At 68.0% G+C, this 11,922-nt stretch carries 8 protein-coding genes and 2 rRNA genes (1 of these 10 cut by a window edge); 3 read left to right on the plus strand and 7 right to left on the minus strand.

Translation table 11 applies throughout. From position 1 onward, the window contains the following. Both OG946_RS19620 and rrf read left to right on the plus strand, forming a co-directional pair. Nucleotides 1–2,919: ribosomal RNA gene (locus tag OG946_RS19620) — 23S ribosomal RNA — on the plus strand (it extends 210 nt beyond the left edge of the window). A gap of 105 nt (nucleotides 2,920–3,024) precedes the next feature. Further along, nucleotides 3,025–3,141: ribosomal RNA gene (rrf, locus tag OG946_RS19625) — 5S ribosomal RNA — on the plus strand. A 57-nt stretch (nucleotides 3,142–3,198) separates the two neighbouring features. On the opposite strand, the gene OG946_RS19630 is transcribed toward rrf, so the two are convergent. The 6 genes from OG946_RS19630 to OG946_RS19655 form a co-directional block, all read right to left on the minus strand. Next, the gene (locus OG946_RS19630) at nucleotides 3,199–4,734 is read right to left on the minus strand and encodes a type VI secretion protein (protein ID WP_326797363.1); all 1,536 of its coding nucleotides are present in this window, start codon (nucleotides 4,732–4,734) and stop codon (nucleotides 3,199–3,201) included. A gap of 1 nt (nucleotide 4,735) precedes the next feature. After that, on the minus strand, nucleotides 4,736–6,109 hold the full coding sequence (locus OG946_RS19635; protein WP_326797364.1) for an ATP-binding protein: 1,374 nt from the start codon (nucleotides 6,107–6,109) through the stop codon (nucleotides 4,736–4,738). 170 nt (nucleotides 6,110–6,279) lie between these two features. Further along, nucleotides 6,280–7,815, minus strand: coding sequence for an SCO6880 family protein (locus OG946_RS19640; protein ID WP_326797365.1), 1,536 nt, complete (start codon nucleotides 7,813–7,815; stop codon nucleotides 6,280–6,282). A gap of 6 nt (nucleotides 7,816–7,821) precedes the next feature. Further along, entirely contained in the window at nucleotides 7,822–9,153 is a 1,332-nt protein-coding gene (locus OG946_RS19645) for a hypothetical protein (protein ID WP_326797366.1), read from the minus strand. After that, nucleotides 9,143–9,973, minus strand: coding sequence for a hypothetical protein (locus tag OG946_RS19650; RefSeq protein WP_326797367.1), 831 nt, complete (start codon nucleotides 9,971–9,973; stop codon nucleotides 9,143–9,145). The genes OG946_RS19645 and OG946_RS19650 overlap by 11 nt, the downstream gene beginning before the upstream one ends. Nucleotides 9,974–10,184: 211 nt before the next feature. Further along, nucleotides 10,185–10,493, minus strand: a complete 309-nt coding sequence (locus OG946_RS19655) for a hypothetical protein (protein WP_018840935.1) — start codon at nucleotides 10,491–10,493, stop codon at nucleotides 10,185–10,187. 344 nt (nucleotides 10,494–10,837) lie between these two features. On the opposite strand from OG946_RS19655, the gene OG946_RS19660 reads away from it, so the two are divergent. Beyond that, the gene (locus OG946_RS19660) at nucleotides 10,838–11,017 is read left to right on the plus strand and encodes a hypothetical protein (RefSeq protein ID WP_326797368.1); all 180 of its coding nucleotides are present in this window, start codon (nucleotides 10,838–10,840) and stop codon (nucleotides 11,015–11,017) included. Nucleotides 11,018–11,102: 85 nt separating this feature from the next. Here OG946_RS19660 and OG946_RS19665 read toward each other — a convergent pair whose 3' ends face one another. Beyond that, entirely contained in the window at nucleotides 11,103–11,810 is a 708-nt protein-coding gene (locus OG946_RS19665; protein ID WP_326797369.1) for an SDR family oxidoreductase, read from the minus strand. Between the last annotated feature and the right edge of the window lie 112 nt (nucleotides 11,811–11,922).

The following is an 11,922-nucleotide window of genomic DNA, read 5'->3' on the forward strand; positions in this document are numbered from 1 at the left end:
CCCGCAGGAAGAGAAAACAATAGTGATTCCGGGAGTAGTGGCGAGCGAAACCGGATGAGGCTAAACCGTTTGTGTGTGATACCCGGCAGGGGTTGCGCGGGCGGGGTTGTGGGAGTTTACGTGACTGGTCTGCCGGCTGGTCGGCGAGTGAGAAACCGCATATGTAGACGAAGGGCATGCGAAAGGCCCGGCGTAGAGGGTAAGACCCCCGTAGTTGAAATGTGTGCGGCTCGTTGTGAACCACCCAAGTAGCACGGGGCCCGAGAAATCCCGTGTGAATCTGGCGGGACCACCCGCTAAGCCTAAATATTCCCTGGTGACCGATAGCGGATAGTACCGTGAGGGAATGGTGAAAAGTACCGCGGGAGCGGAGTGAAAGAGTACCTGAAACCGTGTGCCTACAAGCCGTGGGAGCGTCGCCGTTGTTCTTTCGGGGACTTCGGTCGTGACTGCGTGCCTTTTGAAGAATGAGCCTGCGAGTTAGCGGTGTGTAGCGAGGTTAACCCGTGTGGGGTAGCCGTAGCGAAAGCGAGTCCTAGCTGGGCGATGTGAGTTGCACGCTCTAGACCCGAAGCGGGGTGATCTAGCCATGGGCAGGGTGAAGCGGCTGTAAGAGGTCGTGGAGGCCCGAACCCACCAGGGTTGAAAACCTGGGGGATGACCTGTGGTTAGGGGTGAAAGGCCAATCAAACTCCGTGATAGCTGGTTCTCCCCGAAATGCATTTAGGTGCAGCGTCGTGTGTTGCTTGCCGGAGGTAGAGCTACTGGATAGGCGATGGGCCTTACCGGGTTACTGACCTTAGCCAAACTCCGAATGCCGGTAAGTTGAGCGCGGCAGTGAGACTGCGGGGGATAAGCTCCGTGGTCGAGAGGGAAACAGCCCAGAGCATCGACTAAGGCCCCTAAGCGTATGCTAAGTGGGAAAGGATGTGGAGTCGCAGAGACAACCAGGAGGTTGGCTTAGAAGCAGCCATCCTTGAAAGAGTGCGTAATAGCTCACTGGTCAAGTGATTCCGCGCCGACAATGTAGCGGGGCTCAAGCGTACCGCCGAAGTCGTGTCAGCAGCACAGATAGCCTTAACGGGTGTGTTGTTGGGTAGGGGAGCGTCGTGTGCCGGGTGAAGCCGCACTGGAAGGTAGTGGTGGACGGTTCGCGAGTGAGAATGCAGGCATGAGTAGCGATACACACGTGGGAAACGTGTGCGCCGATTGACTAAGGGTTCCTGGGTCAAGTTGATCTGCCCAGGGTAAGTCGGGGCCTAAGGCGAGGCCGACAGGCGTAGTCGATGGATAACCGGTTGATATTCCGGTACCCGCTGTGAAGCGCCAAACATCGAATCAGGTGATGCTAAGCCCGTGAAGCCCCCTGTCTGATCCTTCGGGTGAGGGTGGGTGTGGTGGAGCCGGTGATCCGAGCTTGTAGTAGGTGAGTGATGGGGTGACGCAGGAAGGTAGTCCAGCCCGGGCGGTGGTTGTCCCGGGGTAAGGGTGTGGCCCGTTGTGCAGGTAAATCCGTGCAACATGAGGGTGAGACCTGATGCCGAGCCGATTGTGGTGAAGTGGATGATCCTATGCTGTCGAGAAAAGCCTCTAGCGATGTTTCATGGCGGCCCGTACCCTAAACCGACTCAGGTGGTCAGGTAGAGTATACCGAGGCGTTCGGGTGAACTATGGTTAAGGAACTCGGCAAAATGCCCCCGTAACTTCGGGAGAAGGGGGCCGCTTCTGGTGATCCGTTTTACGCGGGGAGCTGGGGGTGGCCGCAGAGACCAGCGAGAAGCGACTGTTTACTAAAAACACAGGTCCGTGCGAAGCTGTAAGGCGATGTATACGGACTGACGCCTGCCCGGTGCTGGAACGTTAAGGGGACCGGTTAGTCGGGTTTCGATCCGGCGAAGCTGAGAACTTAAGCGCCAGTAAACGGCGGTGGTAACTATAACCATCCTAAGGTAGCGAAATTCCTTGTCGGGTAAGTTCCGACCTGCACGAATGGCGTAACGACTTCTCGACTGTCTCAACCATAGGCCCGGTGAAATTGCATTACGAGTAAAGATGCTCGTTTCGCGCAGCAGGACGGAAAGACCCCGGGACCTTTACTATAGCTTGATATTGGTGTTCGGTTCGGCTTGTGTAGGATAGGTGGGAGACTGTGAAGCGGCCACGCCAGTGGTTGTGGAGTCGTCGTTGAAATACCACTCTGGTCGTGTTGGATGTCTAACCTGGGTCCGTGATCCGGATCGGGGACAGTGTCTGGTGGGTAGTTTAACTGGGGCGGTTGCCTCCTAAAGAGTAACGGAGGCGCCCAAAGGTTCCCTCAGCCTGGTTGGTCATCAGGTGGTGAGTGTAAGTGCACAAGGGAGCTTGACTGCGAGACTGACGGGTCGAGCAGGTGCGAAAGCAGGGACTAGTGATCCGGCGGTGGCTTGTGGGAGCGCCGTCGCTCAACGGATAAAAGGTACCCCGGGGATAACAGGCTGATCTTCCCCAAGAGTCCATATCGACGGGATGGTTTGGCACCTCGATGTCGGCTCGTCGCATCCTGGGGCTGGAGTCGGTCCCAAGGGTTGGGCTGTTCGCCCATTAAAGCGGCACGCGAGCTGGGTTTAGAACGTCGTGAGACAGTTCGGTCCCTATCCGCTGCGCGCGTAGGAGTCTTGAGAAGGGCTGTCCCTAGTACGAGAGGACCGGGACGGACGGACCTCTGGTGTGCCAGTTGTTCTGCCAAGGGCATGGCTGGTTGGCTACGTTCGGGAGGGATAACCGCTGAAAGCATCTAAGCGGGAAGCCTGCTTCGAGATGAGGACTCCCACCCCCATGAGGGGTTAAGGCCCCCTGTAGACGACGGGGTTGATAGGCCGGATCTGGAAGCCCTGTGAGGGGTGGAGGTGACCGGTACTAATAGGCCGAGGGCTTGTCCATAGCTGCTTGCGTCCACTGTGCGGGTTCTGAAACAACAACCCACCCACACAAACCTGTACCGGTGTTCTGCCGGTATGAGGGGTGTGGGGGATAGTTTCATAGTGTTTCGGTGGTCATAGCGTTGGGGAAACGCCCGGTCTCATTCCGAACCCGGAAGCTAAGCCCGACCGCGCCGATGGTACTGCATGGGGGACCGTGTGGGAGAGTAGGTCACCGCCGAACAATCTTTAGTACTCAACCCCCGGACACCGTCCGGGGGTTGAGTCATTTCTGCACCCCTCACACCCCCAGCGACAGCCCCGGCCAGCGGCTGCGCGCCTGCTCCGGCGAGCGCATCGTGGCCAGCGTGGGCAGTCCCTCGCGGTCGCCTTCGGTGAGGAGGGCGGGGAGGTGGGCGAGGGGGGCGACTGCGGCTACGTCGTCGAGGACGAGGGTGAGTGGTGGGTCGAGCCGGCCGGTGGATGACCCTGCGGCCATGCGGCGGCCGTGCTCGACCACGTCTGTGGCGAGGGCGGTGAGTAGTGGCATCGCACCCGGGCGGGACCGGGGGCCCTCGATGGCTTCACCCACCAGATAGAGCGTTCCCCCTTCGTCGATGAATGACTCCAATACGAGCGAATCTGCTCGGGTCGGTTTGGAAGCGTTGCGCATGTGGATCGACGACATGCCCTCCAACGCAGTCGCCACCAGCTCCGCCGCCGCGTCCCGCCGCTCCGGATGCCCGGTCAGCGCCGACTCCAGCTCGCCGGCCGCCCCCGACGCCGCCTCGGGCACCGAGCGCAGGATGCCCACCGGCTCGTGGGCGCCTGTGCCCTGGGCCCAGCGGTGGACCTGGGCGAAGGGGCGGTCCCCTACGGCGGCGGCGTGGAGCCAGCACGCCAGCATCGTCTCCGCGGTGTCCGCCACCGTGGTGTCCGTGCGGTGCTGGGGGCGTACCGGGCGGAGGAGGGCTGCCGCTCGCTCGGAAGCCGTACCGCGGTCTGCGCAGCCGGCGGCCGGGGACCAGCGGAGCCGGTCCGGGGTGTCGCAGAGCTGGCCCGGGTCGTAGACGAGGACGGGGCCGAGCTTGCCGCGGGCGTCCTTGGTGTCCGCCCACAGGGTGGCGTCCGAGGTGATGACGAGCGCGGGACCCTCTGCTCCCAGCAGCGTCTCCCGGGTGACCGCCATCGCCGTCGGGCTGCCCTTGCGGAACACCAGCGGGCCCGCGTGTGCCGGCGGCAGTCCGGTCGAGGGCTGGCTTCGGCCCTGCCGCGGAACGGTGGGGAGGGGCCGCGTGGGCTGCGGGCGTGGCTCCTGCGTGGGTCGTACGGGCGGTCTGCGCTGGGGCGAGGGCTGTGGCGCGGACTCCGTGTCCTCGTACCGGTCCTGGTCCGCGTACCGGTTCTCCAGGCCGCCTGCCAGCGCCTCGTCTCCCGCGGCCGCCTTTCGTGCCGCCGCCCGGCGCGCCCGCCAGCTCGCCATCGTCGTCATCCCCACGAGCGTGAACGTGCCGAGCACCATCAACTGGCTGATGAACACGCCCCAGAACAGCCCCCACCCAGACAGGGACGCGCGCGGCGTGTCCGGCCAGGCGGCCGGGAGGTCGTGCGGCTCGGAGACCAACTCGCGCATCGCCAGCGGCGTCCGTGTGAACGTGACGCCGTCCGGCCACGCGCCGTGCGCCAGCAGCCCGGACAGACCCGTCGCCGTCCACGCCAGGATCGTCAGGCCGAGCAGGAACGCCAGAACGCCGAGGAGCAGGGCGTCGGGGATGCCCCGCTCCGGGCTGCCATGCTGCCCGCCGCCCCGGTTTCGTCCACCGCGACCCTGCGCCATCTCAGGCCACCGTCGATTCCTTCGCCATCACCACCGGGCCGGTGTCGTCCGCCGCCTCCAGGGCCGGTACCGGAGCGGACTCCGTCATCGCCCGGTCGGTGAAGACCAGCGGCCGTTCGGCCTCGGTCACCAGGTGCTTGACGACCTGCACGTTGCCGTTGACGTCCCAGACGGCGATGCCGGGCGTCAGGCTCGGGATGATCTCGACGGCCCAGCGCGGCAGTCCGAGGACCTTCCCCGTCGCGCGGGCCTCGTCGGCTTTCTGGGCGTAGATCGTACGTGTCGACGCCATCTTCAGGATCGCCGCCGCCTCCCGCGCCGCGGCTCCGTCCACGACGTCCGACAAGTGGTGCACGACGGCGACGAAGGAGAGGCCGAGCCGGCGGCCGAACTTCAGCAGCCGCTGGAAGAGCTGGGCGACGAAAGGGGAGTTGATGATGTGCCACGCCTCTTCGACCAGGAAGATGCGCTTCTTGCGGTCGGGGCGGATCCAGGTGTGCTCCAGCCACACGCCGACGATCGCCATGAGGATCGGCATGGCGATCGAGTTCCGGTCGATGTGGGAGAGGTCGAAGATGATGAGCGGCGAGTCGAGGTCGATGCCGACGGTCGTCGGGCCGTCGAACATGCCGCGCAGGTCGCCGTCGACCAGGCGGTCGAGGACGAGGGCGACGTCCAGGCCCCAGTTGCGGACGTCCTCGACGTCGACGTTCATGGCCTCGGCGGCGGTCGGCGCCGGATGGCGGAGCTGCTCGACGATGTCGGTGAGCACCGGCTGGCGGTCGGTGACGGTCGCGGTGACGTGACCGTGGGCGACCTTGAGGGCGAAGCCGGAGCGCTCGTCCAGGCCGCTGCCGGTGGCGACTTCGATGATCGTACGGAGCAGGGCGAGCTGGCCGGTGGTGGTGATCGCCGGGTCGAGCGGGTTGAGGCGGATGCCGCTGTCGAGGGCCGCGAGGGGGTCGAGGCGGATCGGGGTGATGCCGAGCTCCTGCGCGATGAGCGCCCATTCGCCGACGCCGTCCTCGCCCTGGGCGTCGAGCACGACGACCTGGCGGTCGCGGAAGCGCAGTTGGCGCAGGACGTAGGTCTTCTCCAGCGCGGACTTGCCGTTACCCGACTCGCCGAGCACCAGCCAGTGCGGCGCGGGGAGCTGCTGGCCGTAGAGCTGGAAGGGGTCGTAGATGTAGCCCTTGCCGCTGTAGACCTCGCGGCCGATGATCACGCCGGAGTCGCCCAGGCCGGGCGCGGCGGTGGGGAGATAGACGGCCTGCGCCTGCGCGGAGGAGGTGCGCACGGGCAGCCGCTGGGTCTCCGTCTTGCCGAAGACGAAGCCCGCGAAGGCGCGCGTCGCCAGATCGAGGAGGTCGGCCATGGGGGGTCACCTGATCCCGGTCGCGGAGGGCGGGGTGTCGACGAACGCGCGGCGGTGCCCGCGCTCGCACGGGGTGCCCTTCCGGGCGGGGACCGGGGCAGGGGGCGAGGGGGCGCGGTGCGCCGCGCGTTCCCTGTCGTGGGGGAGCATCAACCGCTGGGCCATGGGGGTCACCTGATCCCGGTCGCGAAAGGCAGGGTGTTCACGAAGGCGCGGTGGTGCTCTCTGTCGCACCATTCCAGTTTCAGGTATGACTTCCCCGCCGAGGCGCGGATCGTGCGCTTGTCGCGGGCGAGAGCCTCGGGGGAGCGGGCGGAGACCGTGAGGTAGCCGACGATGTTGACGCCGGCGGCGCCGGAGGCGAGGTCCTCGCCGCGCTGGTCGATGCGCTCGTGGTGGGCGATGTCCCGGGGGTCGACGACGCGGTTCATCTTCGCCTGCCGGGACGCCTCCGCGTCGTCGTTCGTCTTCTCCGTCAGCATCCGCTCGATGGCCACTTCTGTGGGCTCCAGGTCCATGCATACGGCGACCGTGCGGATGACGTCCGGGGTGTGGACGAGGAGCGGGGCGAGGAAGTTGACGCCGACCGGGGTCATCGGCCATTCCTTCACCCACGCCGTGGAGTGGCACCAGGGGTCGCGGGTCGCCGACTCGCGGGTCTTGGCGCGCAGGTACTGCGGGTCTACGGCGTCCAGTTCTGCCGGCCAGGCGTTGCGCTGGGTCATGGCCTGGATGTGGTCGATGGGGTGGTCCGGGTCGTACATGGAGTGCACGAGGGCCGAGAGCCGCGCGATGCCCAGCGGCTGCCGTACCCGGATGTCGGCCTCGGTGAGACGGGCGCAGATGTCGCCCAGCTCGCGGGCCATGATGACGGCGATGCACTCGTCGCGGCTCTGCTTGGTCGCGCGGCCCATGACCGTGGCCTCCTGGCCGAGGTCGCGGGTGTACGGCATGCAGGCGACGAGGTACGCGCGGTGCTGCTCGGAGGAGGTGGAGACCATCGACTGGAGCTGGTCGTACGAGCCCTTTATCCACTGCGGCGCGCGCGGGTCGCCGCGCTGCGAGACGTCCTTGGCGTGTGCGTCGGGGTCGGCGGGCAGCGTACGGGCGAGCATCTGCAGGCGGCGTACGAAGCCGTCGCCGTTGGCGGCGTGCTTGAGCAGCGTCCCGAAGCGGTCGACGAGGGCTTCCTGGTCCTCGCTGTCGCGCAGGCCGACGCCGGGGCCTTCGATCTCAATCACGGCGGTGACGGTGCGGCGGTCCGCGTGCAGCAGGACGGCGATCTCGTCGGGGCCGAAGGGGGCGACCATCCAGCTGATGCGGCCGATGCCGGGCGGGGTGCCGACGGCGACCTCCTCGCCGTTGAGGCGGGTGCCGGCTTCCTGGGCGCCGGAGCGGTAGACGGCGGCGCCGCTGCGCAGGAGGCGGCGGTGGCTGCGGCTGATCTCGAACCAGCGGTAGAAGGTGCGGCCCCGGTACGGGACGTAGACGGCGGCGAGGGCGAGCAGCGGGAAGCCCATCAGCAGCACGATGCGCAGCGTCAGCACGGGGACGAGGAGGCCGCACATCATGCCGAGGAAGGCGCCGCCGATGATCATGCCGATCTCGCCGGTCTCGCGGTTGCGGCCGACGATGGCGTTGGGGCGGGCCTTGCCGATGAGGTACGTGCGACGGGGGGTGATCGGTGGTGTGTCGTGCGTGGTCACCGCAGGTCACCTCCTGTTTCCGGGCTGTTGGGCGGACTGCGGGGGCACGCTGCGGCCGCCCTGCGAGCCGGAACCGGAGCCGCCGGTGCTGTGGTTGGCGGTGCTCGGCTTGGGCGGGGCGGACTGCTGTGGGCGGGTGCTGTGGGCGGAGACGCCGCCGGCGACGGGGTTGGCGGGCTTGGCCGCGGAGCGGGACTCGCCGGTGGCGCCGCCGGCGGGTCCCGACGACGAGGTGCGGGAGCCGTGGGTCTTCATGCCGGCGGTGACGAGGGCGGCGGGGGTGGCCATGACGGCGGAGGCCGGGTTGGCGGAGGTGGCGCGGCGGCCCTGCTTGGCGGTCATGATCTCGTCACCGAAGCCGGGCACGAAGCGGTAGATCATCGCGCTGGCGAAGATGGCGAGCAGGATGATCGCGAGGCCGGAGACGACGGCGGAGAAGGCGTCGGGTCCTTCCTCGGCGGAGAGGGCGCCGGCGAGGCCCAGGACGATGACGATGACCGGCTTGACGAGGATCACGGCGATCATGATCCCGGCCCAGCGGCGGACGTGGTGCCACATGTTCTTGTCGACGAGCCCGGCGTAGACGGCGGTGCCGAGGAGGGCGCCGACGTAGAGGAGGGCGGCGCGGATGACGAGCTCCAGCCAGAGCACGCCTGCGGCGAGCACGGACACGAGGGAGACGACGATGAGCATGATCGGGCCGCCGCCGATGTCCTCGCCCTTCTTGAGCGCTTCCGAGAAGCCGCCGAAGAAGGTGTCGGTGTTGGACGACGTACCGGATGCGATGGCTTCCGTGACGGAGTCGGTGGCGGTGACGAGGGTGTAGAGGACGAGGGGGGTGAAGGCGGAGGCGAGGACGGTCAGCCAGAGGAAGCCGATGGCCTCGCCGAGGGCTTCGCCGAGGGGGACGCCGCGGATGGCGCGCTTGGCGACGGCGAGGAGCCAGAGGGTGAGGGTGAGGATGGTGGAGGCGGCGAAGACGACGGCGTACTGGCGCAGGAAGGTGGCGTTGGTGAAGTCGACGGTGGTGGTGGAGTTGACGGCGTCGGAGAGCTTGTCGATGGTCCAGGCGGCGGCTTCGGCACACCCCTTCGCCAACGAGGACAGCGGATCGACGGATTCGGTGACGTCACCGGGGGAGTTGGGCGCGGAGCGGCCCCCGTCGTCTTCCTTTTCGCAGTAGTCCCGGGCGGGCCCGATGAGGCTGTCGCAGGCGCCGCCGTCGTCCTGCGCGGGTACGGCGCCGAGGGCGCGGGGGGCGGCGAGCAGGAGGGTCGCCTGCGCGCCGGCGAGCAGGGCCAGGGCTGAGGCGACGCGGCGCCGCGGGCTACCGGGCATAGGTGAAGCCTCCGAACTGCTCGACGGCGTCCTCGATCTGCTCGTCGGTCGCCGCCGGTACGTCACCGGGGACGGGGGCGGGGCCCCGCTTCTGGGAGTCGGCGGCGATCTTCCAGTCGCCGTCCGACCACTGGAGTTCGAAGGTCCAGGTGTGCCAGGTGGTGCGTACGGGCACGTCCGAGTCGGGGCCCGCCAGGCCGATCAGGCCCGTGTACCAGACGGCGACGGTGGCCCTGCCGTCCTCGTACTCCTTGACGGTCGTGCCGATCGGGACCGTCCGGGAGATGAAGGTCATCCCGGAGGGGGGCTCGCCCTCGGCGTCGAGGCCGAGGTTGGCGAGGAAGTCTTCGTTGTACGCGGCGTCCATGCCGGTCTTGGTCTTCTCCGCCAGTTCCGGTGTGTAGAGGGCATCGACGAGCTCGTGTCGCCCTTCGGGCGTGAACATCTGGTCGCCGCCGAGCGCGACGGCGAAGTTCGCCGCCGCCGACTGGGCGCCCTCTGCGGATTGGGGGAAGCCTGTGGGGATGCCGTTGGTGGGGGATTTGACCGGGGTGTCGCCTGTGGGGGAGGTGGGTTCGGCTCTGGTGTCGGGGTTGGCGGCGGATTCGGGGTTGTCTTCCGTGTTGCCGCCGCGGTTCGCGAAAGCGATCGCCGCGATGAGGAGGACCACGACGCCCACGACCGTGACCATCGCGCGGGACGGCGAGACGCGGCCGCCGCGGCGGGTGTCGTAGCGGGCGTCGTTGTCGCCTTCGGCGAAGCGGGTGCGGGTGCCGGGTTCGGGGGTGGCGTAGTCGACGTAGTCGTCGTCGTGGCTCATGCCGGGTCCCCCCTTCCGTGCGCCGGTGCCCCGTTGCACCGGCGTGCCGTAGGCACAAAAAGGTAGCGGTGCGCCGTCTGACGTCCTACGGGGGTCCCCGGGCCGCGGCCGGGGGGTGGTTGCCTCCCGGGTCGCGGGCTCGGGCGACGTCCCGTCGCCGTGTGCCGCACCGCCGTTCGCCGTACGCCTGGCCCTGAAGTCACGGCCCGGCCTACACCGCCATTCCGTACACGATCGTGAACACGGTGCCGAGGGAGCCGATGATGAACACTCCCGTCAGACCCGCCACGATCAGCCCCTTGCCCTGCTCCGCGCTGAACGTGTCGCGCAGCGCGGTCGCGCCGATGCGCTGCTTGGCCGCGCCCCAGATCGCGATGCCCAGGCACAGCAGGATCGCGACCGCCATGACCACTTCGATCATCACGCGCGCTTCTTGGCCCAGGCTTCCGAAGGGGCCCCAGTCAGGGGCGATACCGCCGATGATGGTGTTGATGTCGCCCTTGTCGGCTGCCAGGAACATGTCGTAACTCACCGCCCCATGCGCTGTGTTGCCGTCCGGGGTGGACGGCAGGAGTCATTGTCCATCCTCCCTGATGATGCCCTCGTGAGAGTCGATTTGGCGTCAACCGCGGGGATTTCACAAGGGTGTTCGGCGCTCTCCGCCGACTTTCCTGTGTGTATCACGTTAGGTGACTATTGGCAACGCTGCGTGCTTGCGGGGTCGGGGAGGCGGTCGGCTTGTCCGACCTGCGCCGAATCGGAATATGTGAAGAGTGGGTGCCGCGGTGACGGGCGCCGGGCGGGCCTCGTTGGGGGATTTGACTCAAACAGGCCCTAGGGAAGGCGGCGGATGTGTTCGAAGGGATGACGGTCGTCTCGGGGGTCGTGGTGCTCGTCGGCGCGGTCAGCGGCGTCGGGGCGTCCCTGCACGAGGCCGCCGGGCCGGGGGCGTTGTCGTCGTCGGCCGCGTCGTCGGCCGCGTCGTCGGCGGTGGAGGATGCGGTGGGCGCGGAGGACGGCGCGCCGCTGTCGGCCGCGGCCTGACGCGGCGCGCCCGCCGGGCGCCGGGGTGCGGCGGCGGGCGGGCGAGGGCGTACGCGGGGGCGCGCCGGTAGCGCGTCCGAGTGCCTTACACGGGCTGGCCGATGGGGCGCATGACGACCGTGTTGACGTCGACGCCCTCCGGCTGGTTCAGCGCCCAGACGATCGACTCGGCGACCTGGTCGGACGTCATCATCTCCATGCCCTCCGGCGCCCCGCCCATGCCGTCCCAGAAGAGCGTGTCGGTGCGGCCGGGGGCGACGAGCGTGACGCCGATGCCGTCGCCGGTCACCATGCGGCGGGTGTTCTCCGCCAGCCCCGTCATCGCCCACTTGGTGATGCCGTAGATGTTGCCCGGGGTGTGGACGAAGCCCGCGACGCTGCCGACGATGACGATCCGCCCGCGGGTCTCGCGCAGCGCCTCCAGCGAGCTGCGGATGAGCAGCGCGGGGCCCAGGACGTTGGTGAGCACCATGTCGCGCCAGCCGGCCGGGTCGCCGGTGCCGAGGTCGTCGTGGCTGGCGAAGCCGGCGTTGGCGACGACCGCGTCGAGCCGGCCGAACGCCGTGAGCGTCGCCTGCACCGCCTCGGCCACCGCCTCGTGGTCGGAGGCGTCGCCCGGCAGGGTCAGCAGCTCCGGCGGGTCGCCGGCGTCCTTGGCGAACCGGCGCAGCCGCTCGGCGCCGCGGCCGGTGACGGCGACGCGGCCGCCGCGGGCGAGGAGTTGGCGGGCGGCGGCGGCGCCGATGCCGCTGCCACCGCCGGTGACAAGGGTGACGGGCGAGTCGTGGGTCATGGGGAACGGGCCTCCGGGTGCCGGTCTGGTCGGACGCGGCGAGTGCACCACTTGGAGTGTTCTCTATGTCAACACCCCTGGTGAGGGCGGGCGAAGGTGGCCGTACGGCACG

This window comes from Streptomyces sp. NBC_01808 (assembly GCF_035917395.1).
In the GTDB taxonomy this organism is placed as follows: domain Bacteria; phylum Actinomycetota; class Actinomycetes; order Streptomycetales; family Streptomycetaceae; genus Streptomyces.